We start from the raw sequence: 22,555 nt of genomic DNA on the forward strand, positions 1-22,555 counted from the left end.
GGTGGGGCTCCTGGCCATCAGCTCGCTAGATCAGCAGCGCTGGTAAAGGAATCTGCAAAGAATTCTTCCTCAGGTAGATGACATTGAGATGAAAAGTCAGTCCGCGCCGAATTGACCATGATGGGGGCACCACAGGCGTAAACCTGAAAGTCTTTCATATCTGGATGGTCTTGCATGACGGTTTGATGAACAAAGCCAGTGCGGCCTTGCCACTGATCTTCTGGCTGGGCATCCGATATAACGGGGATATATTTAAAGTTGGCAATCTCTTTTTCCCATGAGGCGCACAGTTCAGGCAAGTAAAGGTCGCCTGGACGACGACCGCCCCAATAGAGATGAACGGGCCGCGCTATTTTCTTAAGCTGCATTTGCTCGATGATCGATTTAATGGGGGCAAAGCCTGTGCCTGCAGCAACAAAAATAATGGGTTTTTTAGAATCTTCTCTTAAAAAGAAGCTACCCAAAGGACCTTCAAAGCGCAAAATATCTTTTTCTTTGAGGGCTGGATCTTTCACCCCAAATACAAAATCAGTAAAAAGACCGCCAGGCAAATGGCGAATATGTAACTCAAGTGGCCCTTCTTGCTCTGGGGCATTGGCTATCGAATAGGCACGACGTTGACCATCTTTCAGTAAAAATTCTAAATATTGACCAGCTAAAAACTGAAAGCGTTCAGCCGCCGGTAGTTGCAATTTCAAGATGGCTACATCGGCGCTGGGCTTGGTGATGGTGTTGACCCGGCATGGAATTTTCCGAATGGCAATATCACCGCTTCCTTGGACTTCACGAGCCTCAATCAGTAAGTCAGACTGTGGGTGTGCGCAGCAAAACAAAATCGATCCCGCAGTTTCTTCAGCCCGGCTCAGCGCACCTTCACTATGTTGACCATGGCTGAGCTGACCTTCTAATACCTTACCTTTGCATGAACCGCAGGCACCATTCTTGCAACCATAAGGCAAGTTAATGCCCTGTCTTAGGGCCGCCTCAAGGATGCTTTCTTCTGAATCAACTGTAAATTGCTTACCGCTCGTTTTGAGCGTGACTTGATACGACACTCTCATTCCTTTCAATAAATCGTTACGATGTCACTTATGAAATCGTTTGGTAAACCCCGAATCCTGATTATTGGCTGCGGAGACATTGGTCTGCGCGTTGCCAAACAGCTATCGAAGCACTATCGTGTTTTTGCCTTAACTTCTCAGAAAAGTCGCTTTAGCGAGTTAATACAGTCGGGCGCCCTACCTATTTTGGGAAATTTAGATCAGCCAGAAAGTTTATGGCGGTTAAGCGATTTAGCTCAAACGATCATTCATTTGGCACCTCCCCAAAGTGTTGGTGTCCGCGACAACCGAACCCGCAACCTCCTCCGAATTTTAGCCCAAGGGTCAAAGACTGTCCGCCGCCTCATTTATGTCAGCACCACAGGGGTATACGGTGACCACCAAGGGGCTCAGGTAAGTGAAGTGACCCCGGTTAATCCGCAAAGCGAGCGAGCCAAGCGCAGAGTGGATGCTGAGCGCACACTTCGTTTATGGGGGCCAGCCCATGGTGTAGGGGTAACTATTTTGCGGGTGCCGGGTATTTATGCCGCCGATCGTTTGCCGCTTGAGCGCTTGCATGCCAAAACTCCAGCATTACTTCCACATGAAGATGCATACTCCAATCATATACATAGCGATGATCTGGCGAATTTAGTGTGCGCAGCGGTTTATCACGGTAAACCACAAAGAGTCATTAACGCCTGTGATGGCGGCCAAACAAAGATGGGTGATTACTTTGATCAGGTAGCCGATGCGTTTGCATTAGAGCGACCACCACGCTTGCCTGCTGAGCAGTTGCAAAAAATAGTTAGCCCCATGCTATGGTCTTTTATGCGTGAATCTCGGCGTGTAACAAATACACGCTTAGCAGAATTAAAAACACCGCTGCGCTATCCGAGCGTTGCTGCATTCTTAAAAACTATTTCCAAGAATCCTTCAGGCCAACAGTCCGATTAAAGACGGGTTTGCCTGCTTGTGAATCGATTCGATCGGCAACAAAATAGCCATGACGTTCAAACTGAAAACGCTCTTCCGGTTTGGCATCTTTCATACAGGGTTCTAAGTAAGCGGTAATGGTTTCTTTGGAGTTTGGATTGATTGCTTCTAGGAAGTTTTTATCCCCACTGTCTGGGTGGGGGTCGCTAAATAAGTGGTCATAGAGACGCACTTCAGCTGGAATCGCCTCGGCTGCGCTAACCCAGTGAATGTTCCCTTTTACTTTGTAATTATTGGATCCGGGCGTCCCACTTTTACTATCTGGAAAATGAGTTGCGTTCACCTGGATGACATTGCCATCTGCATCTACTTCAAACCCAGTGCATTCAATCACAAATCCATGACGCAAGCGAACGCGTCCACCAGCCTGATCGCCAATGGGTGGATAAAGTCTGAAGAAGCCCTTAGTGGGCTCTTTCATAAAGTCATCTGCCTCGATCCAAAGCTCGCGCGTGAAATTAAATTCACGATGACCCCACTCTGGATGATGGGGGTGGCGTGGTGCTGAGCAAGACTCACTTACGTTGGCATCCAAGTTTTGGATGACTAGCTTGAGTGGTTTTAAGACAGCTGTGGCACGAGGTGCTCTGGCTTCTAAGTCATCGCGTAAAGCCTGGCCTAGCGTACTCATATCAATCCAGCTATCCGCTTTTGAAACGCCAATGCGTTCGCAGAAAAGGCGAATGCTCTCAGGCGTATAACCCCTACGACGTATCCCCACAATCGTTGGCATACGTGGATCATCCCAACCTTCAACATGGTTTTCTTCTACCAATTGCAATAACTTGCGCTTACTGGTGATGGTGTAGGTGAGATTGAGGCGAGCAAACTCATACTGATGCGGTAGGGGGTCTTTAAAGACCCCCACTTCTTTGAGTGCATTGAGTACCCAGTCATACAAAGGGCGGTTGTTCTCAAACTCCAGAGTGCAAATGGAATGAGAAACATTTTCTAATGCATCAGAAATGCAATGTGTGTAGTCGTATAAAGGGTAGATGCACCACTTGCTGCCAGTGCGATGGTGATCGGTATGGCGAATACGGTACACCACTGGATCGCGCATCACAATGTTTGGATGCGCCATATCAATTTTTAAGCGCAGGACATGTTCGCCGTCTTTGAATTTGCCATCACGCATCTGACGAAAGAGCTGCAGGTTATCTGCTGGACTACGCTCACGATACGGACTATTTTTACCAGGTTGACCAAAGTTACCCCGATTCGCATGAATGTCATCAGCGCTTTGGCTATCCACGTAGGCCTTGCCATTTTGAATCAAAATTTCTGCAAATTCATACAATCGATCAAAGTAATCACTGGCGTGATAAAGGTGAGTGCCCCAGTCAAAGCCTAGCCATTTCACCGCATCCAAAATGCTATCGGCGTACTCCACATCCTCTTTAACAGGGTTGGTATCATCCAGGCGCATATTGCAACGCGCACCACCAGCTTGCGTGTTGTAGTCCTTGGCTAAGCCAAAGTTCAGGCAAATACTTTTCGCATGACCAATATGTAAATAGCCATTGGGCTCAGGTGGAAAACGCGTAATGATTGAAGGTATTGCTTGACCAGCGCTATTGCTGCGATGCTGATATGCGCCACTAGTCAAATCATGATCGATGATTTGGCGTAAAAAATTAGAGGGCTCTGCAAGAGCAGGGGAGGCTGGTTTGGAGGGCTTGCTATCTTGGGACATATTCCCATTGTAGAGAAAAGTGCGCTCCCAAGATCAAGGCGCAAAGGGTATAAGCACCCTTATTCCTCTACAAAGGCATCTTCACGGGTTTTTTTGACTGCCGGCAAGGTAACCGCAACCACCAGGAGGGCTGCCGCGATCAGCAAGCTCAGGGAGAGTGGACGTGTTACAAAAGTACTTAAGTCCCCGCGAGACAAAAGGAGGGCGCGTAGGAAATGCTCCTCCATCATCGGACCCAAAATAAATCCTAAAAGGAGGGGCGCGGGTTCGCAGCCTAATTTTGTAAAGAGATAACCTGCAATACCAAAGGCCGCGGTGATGTAAACATCAAACACGGTGTTGTTGACGGTATAGACGCCGATACAGCAAAAAACCAGAATCGCGGGGTACATATAGCGATAGGGGATTTTCAATAATTGGACCCAGACGCCAATTAAGGGGAGATTGAGAACAATCAACATCATGTTGCCAATCCACATGGAGGCAATTAAGCCCCAAAATAATGCCGGATTACTGGTCATTACCATGGGTCCTGGCTGAATTTCGTGAATGGTCATGGCGCCCACCATCAAAGCCATCACAGCGTTTGGCGGGATACCGAGCGTCAGCAGTGGAATAAAGGAAGTTTGGGCGGCCGCGTTATTGGCAGACTCCGGGCCGGCGACGCCTTCAATGGCCCCCTTGCCAAACTCATGACTATATTTAGAAGTCTTTTTTTCAACTGAGTAGGCTCCAAAAGACGCTAGAGCAGCCCCGCCACCAGGCAAAATTCCCAAGATGGACCCAATCACGGTGCCACGCAAGATCGCAGGGACCATGCGCTTGGCATCTGTTTTGGTGGGAATCATGGTGCTCATCTTGTTCAAAAAGCCCTCGTCTTGCCCTTTCTTTTCAAGGTTGGTCATGATTTCGGCAAAACCAAAGACGCCCATGGCTACCGCAACAAAACCAATCCCGTCATTGAGTTCTGGCAAATCAAAGGCGTAACGAGAAACCCCTGAATTCACATCAGTGCCTATGAGGCCAAGTAAGAGGCCAAGGACAATCATCCCAATGGCTTTAATTAGGGAGCCAGAAGCTAACACGACTGCCCCAATCAATCCGAGAACCATGAGAGAAAAATATTCTGCAGAACCAAACTGAAATGCCATTTGAGATAAGGGTTTTGCAAAAGCAGCCAATACTAGGGTTGCCACACAACCTGCAAAGAATGAGCCCATCCCTGCCGTAAAGAGGGCCACCCCTGCACGGCCATTACGCGCCATTTGGTAGCCATCAATCGCTGTCACAACCGAGGAGGTTTCCCCTGGAATATTGAGCAATATCGCAGTAGTGGAGCCACCATACTGTGAGCCGTAATAAATCCCAGCCAACATAATGAGCGCCGCGGTGGGGGGCAGCGCATAGGTTGCTGGCAGTAGCATTGCAATCGTGGCAATCGGCCCCAGTCCTGGCAGAACACCAATTAATGTGCCCAATATGCATCCCAGAAAGCAGTAAAACATATTCTGGAGAGTGAAGGCGGTATCAAAACCAAGTGCTAGATTGCTAAATAAATCCATTTTTTTAATATCTCTTTTTGGGCTTTACTGCAAAAAGTAAGGCAACAATGGGAATTGCAATTTGAGGCCAAAAACGAAGATGAGGTAGGAGCCCAATGCAAGCACGAGCGCGTTGATCAAGGTTCCCTTCCAGCCGAATTCATGACTTGCCTTTGAAGATGTAAATACCAACACCATAATGGCCAGTCCAAAGCCGAAGATGGGTAGCAATACCCCATATAGGACTACGGAGCCCGTAATGAGACCGATGATTTTCCAATCAAAAGGCGGAATTTTTTCAAGTGCTGTTTTGGCTTGAAGGGACTTCACTAAAACCACTAGCCCAAGGGCGGTTAAGAGCAGCCCCAGCCAAAATGGAAAATACCAAGGACCCATTTTGGGTGCGCTATACATAGACTGTCGGGCGGCAATAAAGGTAAAAAAGAGGCCGGTGACCACGTACATTAGGCCAGCCCCAAAGTCCTTCTGATTGCGGATTTCCACTAAATACTCCTTTGTAGCCGTGATGAGGGATTGTAAGACAGCATGCCAGTGGGTTTTGGTGCGTTTGCCCTTGATGGGTGCCAATGCGATAATTATTCCTATGAAAGTCTCTCAAATTCGCCAGGCATACCTGGATTTCTTCGCCGCAAAAGGCCACCAAATTGTTCCATCTAGCCCAGTTGTTCCTGGGGATGACCCAACCTTGCTATTTACCAACGCAGGCATGAATCAATTTAAGGACGTCTTTTTAGGCTTTGATAAGCGTCCTTACACCCGTGCCACTACTGCACAAAAGTGTATTCGTGCTGGCGGTAAACATAACGATTTAGATAACGTTGGTTATACCGCGCGTCACCATACCTTTTTTGAGATGCTGGGTAATTTCTCATTTGGAGATTACTTTAAGAAAGATGCGATTCAATTTGCATGGGATTTATTGACCCAGGTCTTTGAGTTGCCCAAGGATAAATTGTTGGTCACTGTGTATGCTGAAGATGATGAGGCCTACGCGATTTGGAAAGACCAAATTGGGGTTCCTGCCAATCGCATCATTCGTATTGGGGATAACAAAGGCGCGCGTTATGCGTCTGATAACTTTTGGATGATGGGTGATACCGGCCCATGCGGTCCTTGCACCGAGATTTTTTATGATCATGGTGAGCATATTCCTGGCGGCCCTCCTGGCAGTCCTGATGAGGATGGTGATCGCTTCATTGAGATCTGGAATAACGTCTTCATGCAATTTAATCGTGATGAAGCCGGCAACATGCATCCATTACCGAAGCCGAGTGTAGATACGGGTATGGGTTTAGAGCGCATTGCAGCAGTCTTGCAGCACGTACATTCCAATTATGAAATTGATCTTTTCGTGAATTTATTAAAAGCAGCCAAAGATGTGGTGGATGCTGCTGGCGGTGAGAACTGCGATCCAGCGAGCCCGTCATTAAAGGTGATTGCAGATCATATTCGGGCCTGTAGTTTTATCGTAGTTGATGGCGTTATTCCTGGTAATGCGGGCCGTGGCTACGTATTGCGGCGTATTACTCGTCGCGCTATTCGCCATGGCTATAAATTAGGTGCGCGTAAACCATTCTTCTATCAGTTGGTACCGGCTTTAGTGAAAGAAATGGGTGATGCATACCCCGAATTGCGTGCGGCGCAAGACAAGGTGGGCGAAGTCATCAAGCAAGAAGAAGAGCGTTTCTTCCAAACGATTGCCAATGGGATGGAAATTTTGGAGGGCGCTTTATCTAATGGCTCAACTACCGTTGATGGTGAAACGGCCTTCCGTTTGCATGACACCTTTGGTTTCCCATTAGATTTAACGGCTGACGTTTGCCGTGAGCGTGGTGTTGCTGTGGATGCTGCTGGCTTTGAAGTGGCAATGCAGAAGCAGCGCGATCAAGCTAGGGCGGCAGGTAAGTTCAAGGTTGCACAGGGTCTCGAATACTCTGGCAAGCCTACCCAATTTCATGGGTATGACACTCTTAAACATGATGGTGCAAAGGTTACTGCCCTGTATTTAGATGGTTCATCCGTTCAATCTATCAAAGCGGGGGATGCAGCCGTAGTGGTTTTGGATCACACCCCTTTCTACGCTGAATCTGGTGGTCAAGTAGGTGACCGCGGCGAGTTACGTAATGAATCCATGCGTTTTGCAGTCGATGATACTTTTAAGATTCAAGCAGATGTGTTTGGTCATCAAGGTGAGCTTATCGAAGGTAATCTTCAAGTGGGTGACTCTTTAAATGCTCTGGTAGATGCTGAGCAGAGAACAGAGACGATGCGCAATCACAGCGCTACGCATATTTTGCATAAAGCCTTGCGTGAAGTATTGGGTGATCATGTGCAGCAAAAAGGTTCTTTGGTTGATGCTAGCAAAACCCGTTTTGACTTTACACACAATGCTCCGATTAGCGCTGCGCAAATTCGTCAAGTGGAAGATATTGTTAACCGTGAAGTGTTAGCGAATACTGCCACCTCAGGCAAAGTTATGTCTTTAGAGGATGCGCAAAAAACGGGCGCGATGATGTTGTTTGGCGAAAAGTACGGCGATGAAGTGCGTGTACTGGAGATCGGCAGCTCTAAAGAATTATGCGGTGGTACGCACGTCGCTCGTACGGGCGATATTGGTAGCTTGAAGATTGTTTCTGAAAGTGGTGTTGCTGCCGGTATTCGCCGGATTGAGGCGGTTACTGGTAATACTGCCTTGCGCTTCTTGCAAGATTTGGAAGACAAAATCAATGACGCTGCGAGTGTTTTAAAAACACATCCCGCTGATTTGGTTAATCGCGTGACGCAGTTACAAGAGAGCTTGCGCCAAGCTGAGCGCGAGCTCGAGAAGGTGAATTCAAAACTAGCGGCCAGTCAAGGTGATGAATTAGCCACCCAGGCGGTAGATGTCAATGGCATGAAGGTCTTGGCTGCTCGCTTAGATGGAGCTGATGCTCAGGTTCTACGTGAAACCATGGATGCTCTCAAGGCGAAGTTGAAAACTGCCGCGATTGTGCTGGCATCTGTCCAAGGTGATAAGGTAAGTCTGATCGCCGGTGTTACTGCTGATTCCATTGCTAAAGTGAAGGCCGGCGACTTGGTCAATTTCGTAGCGCTGCAAGTTGGTGGTAAGGGCGGCGGCAAGCCTGAAATGGCGATGGCTGGAGGTAATAATCCAGCAGCATTAGCAGCAGCCTTGGCTGGTGTGCAAGCTTGGGTTGCCAGTAAATGAGCGAGCCGATTATATTTAATGCAGAGGTAGATGCCATTGGCATGAATTGCCCACTACCAATTTTGCGCACTAAGAAGGCCCTGGCAACCATGCAAACAGGGGAGGTATTAAAGGTCAAGGCAACGGATGCTGGTGCTGCTCATGACTTTCCTGCTTTTGCAAAGCAAACCGGTAATGAGTTACTAGCTACTACTCAAGAGGGGAATGTGCTTATCTTCTTTTTAAAGAGAAGGTAAGCTGCAAACCAAACAATGGGATTAGCCTAAATGGCGATCCTTGAGGTACTGGGCGAAACTAGCTCCGACCTCAGGATGGCGCAAAGCAAATTCCACTGAGGCTTTGAGGTAACCTAACTTACTGCCGCAATCGTAGCGCACTCCTTCATACTCATAGCCAAATACAGGCTCTTCTTTGAGGAGAGAGGCGATTGCGTCGGTGAGTTGAATTTCACCACCGGCACCAGGCTTTAAATTACGAATATGATCGAAGATGTTTGATGAGAGAACATATCGGCCAACTACCGCCAAATCAGATGGCGCATCTTGAGGCTGGGGCTTTTCTACAATTCCATCTAAGCGGTAAATGCCTTTAGAAACCTCGGCACCGGAAATAATTCCGTATGAGCTACTTCTTGCAGGGTCAATTTTTTCAACAGCCAATACAGAGCCCTGCTCTCTCTCGTGAACGTCGAGCATTTGCTTGAGGACGGGCGGCTGACCATCCAATAAGTCATCAGCCAAAATAATGGCGAATGGCTCATCACGAACTAGTTTTTCTGCGCACAAGACTGCATGACCCAAGCCAAGAGCCTCGGGCTGGCGAACGTATACACAATCCACATGACTTGGTTTGACGCTACGCAGAATCTCTAGAAGGGCATGTTTGTTTTTAGCTTCAAGTTCTGCTTCAAGCTCATAAGCTTTATCAAAGTGATCCTCAATCGCGCGTTTACTTCGGCCGGTAACAAAAATCATTTGAGTAATACCGGCTGCAATAGCTTCTTCTACAGCATATTGAATCAATGGCTTATCCACTACATTGAGCATCTCCTTAGGGCTAGCTTTAGTAGCAGGTAAAAATCGAGTACCTAATCCCGCTACTGGGAAAACCGCTTTAGTAACTGCTTTGGTAGTAGTAGCCATCTTCAATCCGATCAATATTTTTTATTTGAGACGCTCTAATTGCGCTACAAGCTTCTCATGATTTTGTTCAAAGCCAGCTAAACGTTGCTTTTCTTGGGCCACAACTTCTTCTGGAGCTCTTGCTACAAAGCTTTCATTCCCTAGTTTGTTGCGCGCTTTATTGATTTCATTAGCTAGACGCTCGATTTCTTTACTCAGACGAATACGCTCGGCCGCAACATCCACTTCAATTTTTAGCAGTAGTTTGATATTCCCAACTAAAGCCATTGGAGCACCTGGAGCATCTTGTTCAAGCGCGGACTCAATAAGGTAGATCTTGACTTCAGATAGCTTGGCCAGTGCAACAAGATAAGGGCTGGCTTGCTTTAAAAAGTTTTCTGGTCCGCTAATCCAAAGTGGTACACGTAGTGCTGGAGAGACTTGCATCTCACCACGGAGATTTCTGCAGGCATCAACGATGGCTTTGATCTGCGCTACCCACGCTTCGCTTTGCTCATCAATTTTTTCAAGCTGAGCAACTGGATAAGCCTGAAGTGCAATGGTCTGCTTATCTTGTTTGGCTAACTCTTTACCGCTCTTGGGGCCTACCGTTTGCCACAAGGTCTCAGTAATGAATGGAATGAGTGGATGAGCCATACGCAAAATCGTTTCCAACACTCGCAAGAGCGTACGGCGGGTGGCTCTTTGTTGTGCTGGAGTACCAGTTTGCAATTGCACTTTGGCAAGCTCGAGATACCAGTCACAATATTCATCCCAGACAAACTGGTAAATACTGTTGGCGATGTTATCAAAGCGATAGTTTTTAAATCCCCTATCTACATCTGCTTCAGTTCTTTGTAGCAAGGAAACAATCCATCTGTCTGCTGGCGAAAAGTCTAAATAACCTTCTGGACCACATTGATTGTCGCAGGGAGTAAAACCATTTTCTTCATCATTGCCTGGGCAATTCATCAGAACAAAGCGGGTAGCATTCCACAATTTATTGCAGAAGTTACGATAGCCTTCGCAGCGCTTTTGGTCGAAATTAATATTGCGACCCAAGGAAGCCAGTGATGCAAAAGTAAAGCGCAAGGCATCTGTCCCAAATGCAGGAATGCCATCAGGAAATTCTTTTTTGGTTTTCTTACTAATACTTTCTGCTTGCTTTGGATTCATGAGGCCAGTGGTGCGCTTGCCAACCAGCTCTTCTAATTTGATGCCGTCAATCAGATCAATTGGGTCTAAGGTATTGCCTTTGGACTTGCTCATCTTCTGGCCTTCGGCGTCACGTACCAAGCCATGAACATAGACCGTATGAAAGGGCACCTTGCCAGTGAAGTGGCAGGTCATCATGACCATGCGTGCTACCCAGAAGAAGATAATGTCAAAACCAGTTACCAATACCGACGACGGCAGGAAGTGATTGAGCGCAGGGGTTTCTTCGGGCCAACCAAGTGAGCTAAATGGTACTAAGGCCGAGCTAAACCAGGTATCCAATACATCGGGGTCACGATTGAGTTTGCCTGTATATCCAGCTGCAATAGCCTTTGCTTGAGCTTCTTCTTCAGAGCGCGCTACAAAGATTTGACCCTCTTCTCCATACCAAGCTGGGATCTGATGACCCCACCAGAGTTGACGAGAAATACACCAATCCTGAATATTCTCTAACCATTGAGTGTAGGTGCTGATCCAATTCTCCGGAACGAGCTTGATATCACCTTTGGTGACGGCATCAAGAGCGGCGCCTGCAATCGATGAGCCGGGCTGATACTGATTGTCAGGGCTTGGTTTTGAAACTGCTACGAACCATTGGTCAGTGAGCATGGGTTCAATAATGGTTTGCGTACGATCACCGCGCGGTACCATCAATTTGTGGGGCTGTGCTTTTTCTAGTAGACCAGCAGAATCTAAATCTGCTACCACTTGTTTTCGTGCTGCAAAGCGTTCCATGCCTTGGTAAGCGGCAGGGGCATTCTCATTTATCTTGGCATCTAGAGTCAAAATATTAATAAGCGGCAACTGATGACGTTGACCCACGGCATAGTCATTAAAGTCATGGGCAGGTGTGACCTTCACTACACCGGTGCCAAAGTTCAAGTCAACATAATCATCAGCAATAATTGGAATCTGACGATTGCATAGCGGCAAGAGAACGAACTGGCCAATGAGATGCCGATAGCGTTCATCTTCGGGGTTCACCATCACTGCCACGTCACCTAAGAGCGTTTCAGGTCGAGTAGTTGCCACGGTGAGATAGCCGGATCCATCAGCGAGAGGGTAGCGAATGTGCCACATCGAGCCATCTTCTTCTTCGCTGACGACTTCCAGGTCAGATACAGCAGTACCTAAAACAGGATCCCAATTGACTAAGCGCTTACCGCGATAGATCAAACCTTGTTCATGTAGTCGAACAAAAACCTCAACCACTGCTTTGGACATCTTGCTGTCCATCGTGAAATATTCTTTGCCCCAATCAATTGAAGCACCAAGGCGGCGGATTTGTCTGGTGATGGTCGAGCCGGAGGTTTCTTTCCACTCCCATACTTTTTCTAAAAACTTCTCACGCCCTAAGTCGTGCCGAGAAATCTGTTGGGCATCGAGTTGGCGTTCGACCACGATTTGGGTCGCAATGCCAGCATGGTCTGTGCCGGGTACCCAGAGGGTATTTTTGCCGGACATGCGGGCGTGGCGAACCAAGCCATCCATGATGGTTTGGTTAAAGGCATGACCCATATGCAAGGTGCCAGTCACATTGGGGGGTGGCAGCTGAACACTGAAATCACCCTTGTTTTCCGCTAGCGTGGCATCTGCAATCCCCCGGCGTTCCCATTCAGGGCCCCAATAAGCCTCAATGGGGGCGGGTTCATAGGATTTGGCGAGCTCATCAACTGAGCTGTTCACAGGAGAATTGGGGGTATTCGAAGCATTTGGCATAAGAGGCAAATTATAATTGGGACGATGTACTCAGATTTGCTCGCGAACCTCAATCCAGAACAGCGCGAGGCAGTGACCCTCCCGCCCCTCAATGAACACGGTCAAGCCCAGTCAGGCTTGATTTTGGCTGGTGCGGGGAGCGGCAAGACCCGCGTGCTCACTACCCGTATAGCTTGGCTGATCCAAACCGGCCAGGTATCCCCTATAGGCGTCATGGCGGTTACCTTTACCAATAAGGCTGCAAAAGAGATGTTGGTGCGTTTGGGAGCCATGTTGCCCATTAATACCCGCGGTATGTGGATCGGCACCTTCCACGGTCTTTGTAACCGCTTATTGCGCGCGCACCATAAAGAGGCCGGTTTGCCATCCACTTTCCAGATTTTGGATACCCAGGATCAGCTTTCTGCTATCAAACGGCTTTTAAAAGGCTTGAAGGTTGATGATGAGAAATATCCAGCCAAGCAATTGCAATACTTTATAGGGCATGCAAAAGAACGCGGCCAGCGGGCTCGGGACTTATCAGTGGGTGATGATTTCCAGGCCAAGATGGCCCAACTCTACGAAGCCTACGATGAGCAGTGTCAGCGTGAGGGGGTGGTTGATTTTGCCGAGCTCTTATTACGTAGCTACGAACTCTTAAAGCATAACGAAGCACTTAGAACGCATTATCAAGAGCGCTTTCGCCATATTTTGATCGATGAGTTTCAAGATACGAATGCCTTGCAATACGCCTGGTTGAAATTACTCTCTGGCCATTCGCAAATTCCCGTGAATGTCAGCGGCGCAGGAAGTAGTGCGGTGTTTGCTGTTGGTGATGACGATCAAAGTATTTATGCTTTCCGTGGGGCTGATGTGGAAAACATGCGTCTTTATGAAAAGCAGTTTCATCCTCTGATGGTGAAGCTAGAGCAAAACTATCGCTCGCATGGCCACATTCTCGATGCTGCCAATCACATTATTGCGAATAATTCAGAGCGTCTTGGAAAGAATTTGCGAACTGATGCGGGGCATGGAGAGCTAGTACGTGTTTACGATGCGCCGAGCGATCATGCCGAAGCCGCTTGGCTTGTTGATGAAATCAAGGCTCTAGTCAATAGCGGTATAAAGCGAACTGAAATTGCTTTGCTCTACCGTAGCAATGCCCAGTCACGCATTATTGAGCATGCCTTATTCTCTGCGGCGATTCCTTACCGCGTATATGGTGGCCTGCGCTTCTTTGAGCGTGCCGAGATTAAACATGCTTTAGCTTATTTGCGTTTGCTTGAAAATCCCAACGACGACACCTCATTTTCTCGGGTGGTGAATTTCCCAACCCGTGGCATTGGTGCGAGGTCCATTGAGGCCTTGCAAGATGAGGCCAGAGCCCAGCAATGCTCTTTGTATTTAGCAGCTACCACTTTGACTGGAAAAGCAGGTGCATCACTCAGTGGCTTTGTGCGCTTGGTTGATCATATGCGTGAGGCTACACGCCATAACACCTTGCCAGAAACAGTAGAGTTTGTGATTCAACATAGCGGATTAATTCAGCATTACCTTGGCGAGCGAGAAGGTCAGGATCGCGTAGAGAACTTGCAAGAATTAATTAATGCTGCCACCGCTTTCATTGCTGAAGAGGGATTTGGGCAGGATGCTCCTGCTGCCATGCTGCCTGGTGAGAATGCACCTGGAGTAGTGGAGGTGTCTCCACTGGCCGCTTTCTTATCCCATGCTTCATTAGAGGCTGGTGATAATCAAGCGCAGGCTGGCCAAGATGCTGTGCAGTTAATGACAGTCCACTCCGCGAAAGGTCTTGAGTTCACGGCGGTATTTATTACTGGGCTGGAGGAGGGATTATTTCCTCATGAGAATAGTGTGAACGAACAAAATGGCCTGGAAGAAGAAAGACGCTTGATGTATGTAGCGATTACCCGGGCCAAAGAGCGCTTGTATTTGTCGCATACTCAATCACGCATGCTCCATGGTCAGGTGCGCTACAACATGCCTTCACGCTTTTTGGAAGAGTTGCCATCAGACTCCTTAAAGTGGCTTACACCCAAAGCTAAAGATGCGCGTTGGGGTGGAGCTAGTAGAAGCTCGGGCTCCACTTGGCAGGATGGCTACACCCGTCAGCGCGAATATGAATCCAATGATTTCTTTGACTCTGGTAGTGCCCGACAATTGCCGCCTAAACGAGTAGGCTCAGCATCTACTGCGGTTACCAGAATGGCTGCGCCACCTCGTGGAAACTATCCATTCAAAATTGGTCAAAACGTATTTCACACTAAGTTTGGTGAAGGACGGGTTACTGGCTTAGAGGGTAATGACGCAGATGCGCGTGCGCAAGTGAATTTCAAGCGGCATGGAGTGAAGTGGCTGCAATTGAGCATTGCAAAACTTGCCGCAATTGATTGATTTGTATCGTAAAAAATTAAGCGAAATAGCTTGGTGCTGCGTCTTCTACAAAGCAGGCTTTCCATGTGGCATAGAAGGAGCAGTGCATTACTGTTAAGCCCGCCATTGAAATCGGAGCAACGATGAATGAGGCTACCTGCTCTAGATTCAGTGCATTCAATCCTGCACCAATTGCCATTGGAATAATGATCAATACAACAATCCAAATGGCGATGTACACCAAAAAAGCGCCGCGATTTCTCCAGCATGCAATAAAACTGGAGAAGAGGGCTTGAGCTAATGGCATATTAGTCCAGGCAATCAAGATAGGGGAGAACCACATTAGCATCGCTACCGGAATGTAAAGTAAGCCGCCGATCGCTAACAGCTCATAAATTTGGTGAAGCGTCTCAGCCGTCAGAGGCTGATCGCTAGTGACCAAGGGAAGCAGGGCTTCAAAGTCAACTAAGGCGCTGAGTGCAATGCTCAGAACAAGAATCAGGATGGTATAGATCAAACCAAGCTGCAAAATGCGTTTGCGAATAATGGGGCCTGAGCGCAAGGCAATGAGGTAGACCATTGGACGCAAAGGCTCTTTAACAATAGCCTGACGGCATGCGGTCAAAAAACCAACAGATAAGGTCGGGGTTAAAATGAGTACCGCAAAGACACCAAGGATAGGTACCAATACAGCGAGCTGTGCCACAAAAACATAAATAAATACCAGCATGAAAAATCCCAAAGGATTTTGTTTAAATAGCCAAATACCTTGCTGTATCCAGGTATAACCCTCCCTAGCAATTACCGAATTGAGTTTCATAAGGTGCGACGACTTTCCAGAATGCGCTCAAAATGTTTTGGGTCATGCGGCGTCAGCATGTGAGCATCTCGCGGCAAGTAAAAATCCCATAAACGAGAGATCCAAAAGCGTAATGCTGCTGCACGCAACATCATAGGCCAACTGGCTTGTTCATCTTTTGTAAGTGGGCGCACTGATTGATAGGCCTCTAATAATGCATTTAAACGAGTCGGCTCAAAGTCTTGTTTATTGTCTGCTAGACACCAATCATTTGCTGTGACTGCTAAATCAAATAACCACTTATCAGTACCAGCAAAGTAAAAGTCAAAGAAGCCGCCCAATTGATCCTGGGAGGGATCATGAGATGCCTGGGGATCAAACAGTACGTTATCTCTGAAGAGGTCGCAATGACTTGCACCTTGCGGCAGAGCAGCGTAACTCTCTGAGTGAAAGAAGTTTTCTTGGGCGTATAACTCGCTTGTTAGTAATTGCGCTTGAGTTACATCTAAATGGCCAACTACTTGCGGAACTGTTTTTTGCCACCAGGATAAGCTACGTAAATTGGCTTGGACTTTTGGAAAATGAGCGCCCGCTAAATGCATTTTGGCTAGCATCTCGCCAACTTGAGCGCAGTGATTGGCTGCAGGCTCTAATCTAGATAGCCCGGGAAGTTTGGTGACAATCGCTGCTGGCTTACCTTTGATCTCAAAAAGAATGAGTCCTTGATTATTTTCAATGGGCCTTGGAACTGGAATTCCTTGATTGGCCAGATGACGCATCAGCTCTAGGTAGTAGGGCAACTGCTCTGCGGTCAGTCTTTCAAACAGGGTTAAAACGTATTCGTGTTTTTGCCCATCGCGGCTAGTATCTAAAAAAAAGTTCGAGTTTTCGATCCCACCATGAATCCCGCGAATCTCCAGGGCCTGGCCAATATCAAAATCTTGTTCTATCCATTGGGAGATATCACCAAGCTCAAGTGGGGTAAAAACAGCCATATGAAATCAGGCTTAAAAAGGGATGCTAATGCTAGGAACGCTTAACAAGTCACCTTCGCCAGATTGGGCACCAGGCTTGACTGATTCAGGTGGCGACATTTCATAGGTGGTGTACTTGGTTTTAACCTGTACTTCAGTAGGTCCATTGGGATTTTTGTATTCAGTTACTTCAGTACCGGTGGCTTCTTTGTGCTGGAAGCTGGGTTTGCGAATTTCTGGAGCGCTAGTCAGGCCATTTGCGCTTACGGCAGGAGCGAGTGGCTGATTATTGATCCGTGCAAGTTCATCTTGGCTAAGGGCTTCGCCAGCAGGCTGCTGCGCTAAAACCAGGCTTGAAAATAGGAAAAGACCTGTTAAAACAAGGGCTTGGCGCAATAATTGTTTCAATAAATTTGTATTTAAATGCATCATATTTCACCTTTTTAAGCCTGCTCTGGGATGGTTCTTTGGCCATACCTGACAGAAGTTCGCAACTAGATTGTACGATTGCGGTATGACTAAACATAGACTCTTGTTGGTAGACGGTTCTAGCTACCTGTATCGCGCCTTTCATGCCATGCCTGACCTGAGAAACGGGGCCGGCGAACCCACTGGGGCCATTTACGGCATGGTCAATATGATGCGCCGCGCCCGCTCAGAGCTTAATACCGATCATATTGCCTGTGTTTTTGATGCTAAGGGTAAGACTTTTCGAGATGAAATGTACTCCGAGTACAAGGCTCACCGCTCTCCTATGCCAGAAGACCTGGTCAAACAAATTGAGCCAATTCATGCGATGGTAAAGGCTTTGGGTTGGCCGGTACTGATGGTTTCAGGGGTGGAGGCAGATGATGTGATTGGTACCTTAGCGTGCCAGGCTACCCAAGCGGGCTGGGAAACGATTATCTCTACCGGGGACAAAGATCTAGCACAGCTAGTTAATTCATCCGTCACTTTAATCAACACAATGACTGATGAGAGGTTAGATATTGATGGGGTGATTGCAAAATTCGGCGTACCCCCTGAGCGGATTGTGGATTATCTTTCCATCATTGGAGATACGGTAGATAACGTACCGGGTGTGCCTAAGGCTGGCCCTAAGACAGCAAATAAATGGCTGGCTGAATTTGGCGATTTAGATAACTTGATGGCAAACGCAGATCAAGTAAAGGGTGTAGTCGGAGAAAACTTACGAGCGACCTTGCCATGGCTCCCGCAGGCACGTCAACTGATTACCGTAAAGACCGATTGCGATTTATCTCCACATTTACCTAATTTAGATCACCTGCTGGCAAAGCCGGAAGATGCCCCCTTACTGCGCGAGTTATTTGAACGCTATGCGTTTAAAACTTGGTTGCGCGATGTTGAAAAAAAGCTCACTGGTGATCAGACTGAGGTATCAACCCGTTTGGATTTGGCGGGCAGTCCATTGCCGCAGGAAGTCGGTAGAGGTGATGCAAATCTGGCCTCAAGTCAAGCTGGCGCAATAGCAAGTAGCCCTACTAAAACCCTATCTCAAGAAACCACCGACATTCAAGCCTCTATCAGTAAGCGCTACGAGTGCGTGGTCAAAGAAGAGGATCTCGATCGTTGGATCAAAAAAATTGAGCAAGCATCTCTTACGGCAGTCGATACTGAGACCACTAGCTTAGATGCGCTTGCTGCTGAATTGGTGGGAATTTCTTTAGCGGTAACGCCAGGCGAGGCTTGTTATATTCCGCTTGCTCATCGCAATGGTGAGACCCAGCTCAATAGAGACTTGGTGCTTGCTCGGCTGCGCCCTTGGCTAGAGAGTGTAGCGCATGCAAAGGTGGGTCAAAACTTAAAATACGACACCCATATTTTTGCAAATTACGGAATTACTTTGCAAGGTATTGCATTTGATACCTTGCTTGAATCCTATGTTCTTGAATCGCATCTGCCACACAATATGGATAGCCTGGCTGAGCGGCATTTGGGAATGGAAACGATTCGATACGAAGAGGTCTGCGGCAAAGGTGCTCACCAAATTGGTTTTGATCAAGTGGACCTGCAAATTGCTACTGACTATGCGGCTGAAGATGCCGACATCACATTGCGTTTGCATCTGGAGTTATGGCCACAAATCCAGGCTAATCCTGGCTTAGTTTATGTGTATCAAAATATTGAAATGCCAGCGATGCGGGTACTGGGCATTATGGAGCGCAATGGCATTCGAATTGATTCGGCTTTGTTGGCAAAGCAGGGTCAACAAATTGGCAAACGTCTGCTTGAGTTAGAAGGTGAAATACATCAATTAGCAGGACAGCCTTTTAATATTCAATCGCCCAAGCAAATTGCTGAGATTTTGTTTGGCAAGTTAGAGTTACCAGTTGTTAAGAAAACCCCATCGGGCGCGCCATCTACCGATGAAGAGGTTTTGCAAAAACTAGCAGAAGATTATCCATTGCCGGCACGCATTCTGGATTACCGCAGTTTGGCTAAGTTGATGTCTACCTATATTGAAAAATTACCCCGTATGGCTGACCCTAAGACTGGGCGCGTGCATACGAATTTTTCTCAGGCGACTGCAGTTACTGGTCGTTTGGCTTCGAGTGATCCTAATTTACAAAACATTCCGGTGCGTACAGAAGAGGGGCGTCGCATTCGAGAGGCCTTTATTCCAGCTGAAGGTTGTAAATTGCTTTCTGCTGACTATTCTCAAATAGAGTTACGCATCATGGCGCACATTGCAGAAGATGAGAATCTCATGGCTGCTTTTGCAGCCGGCAAGGATGTGCATCAAGCAACCGCATCTGAAATTTTTGGTATTCCTTTAGACCAAGTCAATTCAGAGCAGCGACGCTATGCCAAGGTTATTAACTTTGGTCTGATTTATGGCATGAGTGCTTTCGGCTTAGCGGGGAACTTGGGTATTGAACGCTCCGCGGCACAAAACTATATTGCCAAATACTTTGATCGCTACCCAGGTGTAGCCCAATATATGGAGCGGACTCGTCTCGCTGCTCGAGAGCATGGTTATGTAGAAACTGTGTTTGGTAGAAGATTGTGGTTGCCTGAGATTAAAGGATCAAATGGCCCAAGGCGCCAAGGTGCCGAGCGCGCTGCCATTAATGCGCCAATGCAGGGTACTGCCGCTGATTTGATTAAATTGGCAATGATTGCTGTAGAAGCTTGGCTAGAAAAGGAACAACTTAAGACGCGCATGCTCTTACAAGTGCACGATGAGCTAGTGTTTGATGTGCCCATAGATGAAATTGAATTGCTCAAAGCCAAACTCCCAGACCTTATGTGTAATGTCGCACAATTGAAGGTGCCATTGCTTGTGAGCATTGGTATTGGCGATAATTGGGAGGAGGCCCATTAATTTGGGTAAAGAATGATGAAAAACAATCGGAGAGATTTTATTAAGGCATCTGCTATCGCTGCTACCGGCGTCAGTGTAGGTTATGTGGCAGCATCCACACCAGTACTCGCTGAAACGATTCAGACCGATTTTGTGGGTTTGACTGCTGGCGAGCAAATGATTCCTGTTGGAAGTTTTCAATTGCCATGCTATGTCTCACGACCAGAAAAGTCGCACGGCCAGTTGCCGATCGTGATCGTCGTCAGTGAAATTTTTGGGGTACATGAGTATGTAGCCGATGTCACGCGACGGTTTGCCAAGCTAGGTTACCTGGCAATTGCCCCAGAATTTTTTATCCGTGCTGGTGACCCCAATGATTACGGCACGATTGCCGACATTTTGACCAATATCGTGGCTAAAACCCCCGATGCGCAAGTGATTGCAGACTTCGAGGCAACACTTGCCTGGGCCGTTAAGAATGGCGGTGATATACAGCGCGTTGGTGTCACTGGCTTCTGTTGGGGTGGCCGCATTACTTGGTTGGCAGCCACCCTTCCTACTGTCAGAGCGGGTGTAGCTTGGTATGGGCGCCTCGTTGGTGAAAATACCCCTACTAATCCGAAGCAGCCAATTGATATCGTTAGCAACTTGCATGCGCCGGTATTGGGTTTATATGGCGGTACCGATATGGGTATTCCGCTCGAGACCGTGGAGCAAATGCGTGCCGCCTTAGCTAAAGCGGCACCTCATAATGCGGCCGCGAGAGCATCTCGCATTGAGGTCTACCCAGATGCCCCGCATGCATTTCATGCTGACTATCGAGAATCTTATCGCGAGGGTCCTGCCAAGGATGCCTGGAATAAATGCATCGCTTGGTTTAAGCAGTATGGAGTAGTGTGATCACCATGTCTGTACTACAAAGCATTATTTTCATCACTGCACTCGCTGGTACTGTGAGCGTGTTGATTGCTGCAAGTTGCTCACTGTCATTGCTTTCGAAGATGGTGGAGAACATGGTGAGTGTCTCCGTTGGCATTCTGTTATCTACTGCTTTGTTGCATTCGCTACCCGAAGCATTTAGCTTTCCCGGAAGTGAGCCCCGTCTTCTATTTGCCACTTTATTGGCGGGCTTATTGGGCTTTTTCTTGCTAGAGAAAATCTCCCTATTGCGCCATAGTCATCACCACGAAGGTGATGGACATGATCACCATCATGGTCATGATGCTGAGGTGGCTGGACGCAGTGGTTGGATGATTTTGGTTGGTGATGGCTTGCATAACTTTGTTGATGGTGTTTTGATAGCCGCTGCCTTTATGGCTGATTATCATGTTGGATTTTTTACTGCCTTGGCAATCATTGCGCATGAGATTCCTCAAGAAATCGGTGATTTCATGGTGCTGCTCAACGCTGGATTTACACGTTCTCGCGCCTTGCTCTACAACCTGATCTGTGGCTTAGCCGCAGTTTTGGGGGGTGTGCTGGCTTACTTCTTTTTGGCGCAGGCGCATTCCATCATGCCATATCTTTTGGTGATTGCCTCAAGTAGTTTTATTTATATTGCGGTCAGTGATCTGATTCCGCAAATGCATCGTCGCCCACACTGGGTAGAATCATTGCGCCAAACTGTTTTGATTGCGTGTGGTGTTGGTTTTGTATTGTTGCTATCCGTTTTGCACTAGCACCAATTTATTTTTCGATTGGGCGGCTCGGATCAGCGCACCATTCACTCCAGCTCCCCGCATACAGGCGTGAACCCTTGAGGCCAGCTACTTCCATTGCTAAGAGGTTGTGACAAGCAGTTACTCCTGAGCCGCATTGATGAATAACTTGGGCAGCTTTGCGGTTGCCGAGTAAAGCTAAAAAATCCTTAAAGAGTAAGTCAGACGCTTTAAATGAAGTGGCTGATAAATTTTCTTTAAAGCAATGATTTATCGCTCCAGGAATATGTCCACCCACTGGATCCAAGGTTTCATTTTGTCCATGAAAGCGATCATTGGCGCGGGCATCAATCACCAAATATTGTTGACTAGTAATGTTCTGAAGAACTTCCTTTGCGTGTACGAGGCCCACATAGGGTCTTGCCTCAAGCGCTTGAGCTGTGGGGGTGGCAGGACGGGGAATGGTGCCCATTGGCCCGTTCCAGGCATCTAGGCCGCCATCCAATACTTGGACATGAGCATGTCCAGTGGCCTTTAGCATCCACCAAAGGCGACTGGCATACATTGAACCTTGCTTGTCATAAGCGACCACCAAGGTATTGGGGTCGATGCCGAGGCGGGATTTGGTTTTTGCCCAAGATTCTGGTGTAGGTAGTGGGTGTCTGCCGTTTAGACCATTTTTTTCACCAGATAAATCTTGATCAAGGTCGACATAAATAGCGCCGGGAATATGATTTTCTAAATACGCTTTTTTACCGGCAGTCGGATCGTTTAAGTCAAAGCGACAATCGCAGAGTAAAACATTCTCCCCGCTGTTAATAATCTCTTCTAATTGATTGGCGGTAATGAGGGGAGTCACTTGCGTATCCTTT

At 47.6% G+C, this 22,555-nt stretch carries 17 protein-coding genes; 7 read left to right on the top strand and 10 right to left on the bottom strand.

The features are described 5' to 3' along the window. Nucleotides 1–17: 17 nt before the first annotated feature. Nucleotides 18–1,055, bottom strand: coding sequence for a CDP-6-deoxy-delta-3,4-glucoseen reductase (locus M2125_RS08545; RefSeq protein ID WP_280742827.1), 1,038 nt, complete (start codon nt 1,053–1,055; stop codon nt 18–20). A 27-nt stretch (nt 1,056–1,082) separates the two neighbouring features. Here M2125_RS08545 and M2125_RS08550 point away from each other — a divergent pair, with 27 nt between their 5' ends. Next, complete coding sequence (locus M2125_RS08550) at nt 1,083–1,997, top strand: SDR family oxidoreductase (RefSeq protein ID WP_280742828.1); 915 nt, start codon at nt 1,083–1,085, stop codon at nt 1,995–1,997. Here the strand turns inward: M2125_RS08550 and M2125_RS08555 are convergent. Genes M2125_RS08555 through M2125_RS08565 form a run of 3 tightly spaced genes read right to left on the bottom strand, consistent with a single transcriptional unit; the run spans nt 1,960 to nt 5,861 of the window. After that, the gene (locus M2125_RS08555) at nt 1,960–3,732 is read right to left on the bottom strand and encodes a glutamine--tRNA ligase/YqeY domain fusion protein (protein WP_280742829.1); all 1,773 of its coding nucleotides are present in this window, start codon (nt 3,730–3,732) and stop codon (nt 1,960–1,962) included. The genes M2125_RS08550 and M2125_RS08555 overlap by 38 nt on opposite strands. A 59-nt stretch (nt 3,733–3,791) precedes the next feature. Further along, a complete protein-coding gene (locus M2125_RS08560) occupies nt 3,792–5,294 on the bottom strand; it encodes a tripartite tricarboxylate transporter permease (protein ID WP_280742830.1) in 1,503 nt (500 codons plus the stop codon). A gap of 24 nt (nt 5,295–5,318) precedes the next feature. Then, the gene (locus M2125_RS08565) at nt 5,319–5,861 is read right to left on the bottom strand and encodes a tripartite tricarboxylate transporter TctB family protein (protein ID WP_233126660.1); all 543 of its coding nucleotides are present in this window, start codon (nt 5,859–5,861) and stop codon (nt 5,319–5,321) included. Nucleotides 5,862–5,877: 16 nt separating this feature from the next. Here M2125_RS08565 and alaS point away from each other — a divergent pair, with 16 nt between their 5' ends. Together alaS and M2125_RS08575 are read left to right on the top strand one after the other, a co-directional pair. After that, the gene (gene alaS / locus M2125_RS08570; protein WP_076023800.1) at nt 5,878–8,502 is read left to right on the top strand and encodes an alanine--tRNA ligase; all 2,625 of its coding nucleotides are present in this window, start codon (nt 5,878–5,880) and stop codon (nt 8,500–8,502) included. Between the two features lie 8 nt (nt 8,503–8,510). Then, on the top strand, nt 8,511–8,738 hold the full coding sequence (locus M2125_RS08575) for a sulfurtransferase TusA family protein (RefSeq protein ID WP_076023866.1): 228 nt from the start codon (nt 8,511–8,513) through the stop codon (nt 8,736–8,738). A 21-nt stretch (nt 8,739–8,759) separates the two neighbouring features. On the opposite strand, the gene galU is transcribed toward M2125_RS08575, so the two are convergent. Then, on the bottom strand, nt 8,760–9,644 hold the full coding sequence (gene galU / locus M2125_RS08580; protein WP_280742831.1) for a UTP--glucose-1-phosphate uridylyltransferase GalU: 885 nt from the start codon (nt 9,642–9,644) through the stop codon (nt 8,760–8,762). Nucleotides 9,645–9,665: 21 nt separating this feature from the next. Beyond that, entirely contained in the window at nt 9,666–12,557 is a 2,892-nt protein-coding gene (locus M2125_RS08585) for a valine--tRNA ligase (protein WP_277542170.1), read from the bottom strand. Nucleotides 12,558–12,581: 24 nt separating this feature from the next. Here M2125_RS08585 and M2125_RS08590 point away from each other — a divergent pair, with 24 nt between their 5' ends. Next, on the top strand, nt 12,582–14,948 hold the full coding sequence (locus tag M2125_RS08590; RefSeq protein WP_280741849.1) for a UvrD-helicase domain-containing protein: 2,367 nt from the start codon (nt 12,582–12,584) through the stop codon (nt 14,946–14,948). Between the two features lie 16 nt (nt 14,949–14,964). On the opposite strand, the gene M2125_RS08595 is transcribed toward M2125_RS08590, so the two are convergent. Genes M2125_RS08595 through M2125_RS08605 form a run of 3 tightly spaced genes read right to left on the bottom strand, consistent with a single transcriptional unit; the run spans nt 14,965 to nt 17,132 of the window. Then, nucleotides 14,965–15,747, bottom strand: coding sequence for a BPSS1780 family membrane protein (locus M2125_RS08595; RefSeq protein WP_277542175.1), 783 nt, complete (start codon nt 15,745–15,747; stop codon nt 14,965–14,967). After that, on the bottom strand, nt 15,744–16,721 hold the full coding sequence (locus M2125_RS08600; RefSeq protein ID WP_280742832.1) for a homoserine kinase: 978 nt from the start codon (nt 16,719–16,721) through the stop codon (nt 15,744–15,746). The genes M2125_RS08595 and M2125_RS08600 overlap by 4 nt, the downstream gene beginning before the upstream one ends. Nucleotides 16,722–16,733: 12 nt before the next feature. Next, on the bottom strand, nt 16,734–17,132 hold the full coding sequence (locus tag M2125_RS08605) for a hypothetical protein (protein WP_280741850.1): 399 nt from the start codon (nt 17,130–17,132) through the stop codon (nt 16,734–16,736). Nucleotides 17,133–17,214: 82 nt separating this feature from the next. Between M2125_RS08605 and polA the strand changes: the two genes are divergently transcribed. The 3 genes from polA to M2125_RS08620 are packed head-to-tail and all read left to right on the top strand — an operon-like array spanning nt 17,215 to nt 21,704. Further along, nucleotides 17,215–20,046, top strand: coding sequence for a DNA polymerase I (gene polA / locus M2125_RS08610; RefSeq protein ID WP_280741851.1), 2,832 nt, complete (start codon nt 17,215–17,217; stop codon nt 20,044–20,046). 12 nt (nt 20,047–20,058) lie between these two features. Next, nucleotides 20,059–20,925 (top strand): dienelactone hydrolase family protein, encoded by an 867-nt coding sequence (locus tag M2125_RS08615; RefSeq protein WP_076023807.1) that lies wholly within the window; start codon nt 20,059–20,061, stop codon nt 20,923–20,925. 5 nt (nt 20,926–20,930) lie between these two features. Further along, nucleotides 20,931–21,704: a ZIP family metal transporter gene (locus tag M2125_RS08620; protein WP_280742833.1), complete on the top strand. Its 774-nt coding sequence runs from the start codon at nt 20,931–20,933 to the stop codon at nt 21,702–21,704. Nucleotides 21,705–21,711: 7 nt separating this feature from the next. On the opposite strand, the gene M2125_RS08625 is transcribed toward M2125_RS08620, so the two are convergent. Next, complete coding sequence (locus tag M2125_RS08625; protein ID WP_277542182.1) at nt 21,712–22,542, bottom strand: sulfurtransferase; 831 nt, start codon at nt 22,540–22,542, stop codon at nt 21,712–21,714. Nucleotides 22,543–22,555: the final 13 nt, after the last annotated feature.

The organism is Polynucleobacter sphagniphilus, from assembly GCF_029892205.1.
Classification (GTDB): domain Bacteria; phylum Pseudomonadota; class Gammaproteobacteria; order Burkholderiales; family Burkholderiaceae; genus Polynucleobacter; species Polynucleobacter sphagniphilus.

Bases quoted from the DNA above. Each gene is read 5' to 3' on its own strand.
- M2125_RS08550 (WP_280742828.1), top strand. From the start codon at position 1,083: ATGTCACTTATGAAATCGTTTGGTAAACCCCGAATCCTGATTATTGGC.
- M2125_RS08555 (WP_280742829.1), bottom strand. From the start codon at position 3,732: ATGTCCCAAGATAGCAAGCCCTCCAAACCAGCCTCCCCTGCTCTTGCA.
- M2125_RS08560 (WP_280742830.1), bottom strand. From the start codon at position 5,294: ATGGATTTATTTAGCAATCTAGCACTTGGTTTTGATACCGCCTTCACT.
- alaS (WP_076023800.1), top strand. From the start codon at position 5,878: ATGAAAGTCTCTCAAATTCGCCAGGCATACCTGGATTTCTTCGCCGCA.
- galU (WP_280742831.1), bottom strand. From the start codon at position 9,644: ATGGCTACTACTACCAAAGCAGTTACTAAAGCGGTTTTCCCAGTAGCG.
- M2125_RS08585 (WP_277542170.1), bottom strand. From the start codon at position 12,557: ATGCCAAATGCTTCGAATACCCCCAATTCTCCTGTGAACAGCTCAGTT.
- M2125_RS08590 (WP_280741849.1), top strand. From the start codon at position 12,582: ATGTACTCAGATTTGCTCGCGAACCTCAATCCAGAACAGCGCGAGGCA.
- M2125_RS08595 (WP_277542175.1), bottom strand. From the start codon at position 15,747: ATGAAACTCAATTCGGTAATTGCTAGGGAGGGTTATACCTGGATACAG.
- M2125_RS08600 (WP_280742832.1), bottom strand. From the start codon at position 16,721: ATGGCTGTTTTTACCCCACTTGAGCTTGGTGATATCTCCCAATGGATA.
- M2125_RS08605 (WP_280741850.1), bottom strand. From the start codon at position 17,132: ATGATGCATTTAAATACAAATTTATTGAAACAATTATTGCGCCAAGCC.
- polA (WP_280741851.1), top strand. From the start codon at position 17,215: ATGACTAAACATAGACTCTTGTTGGTAGACGGTTCTAGCTACCTGTAT.
- M2125_RS08615 (WP_076023807.1), top strand. From the start codon at position 20,059: ATGATGAAAAACAATCGGAGAGATTTTATTAAGGCATCTGCTATCGCT.
- M2125_RS08620 (WP_280742833.1), top strand. From the start codon at position 20,931: ATGTCTGTACTACAAAGCATTATTTTCATCACTGCACTCGCTGGTACT.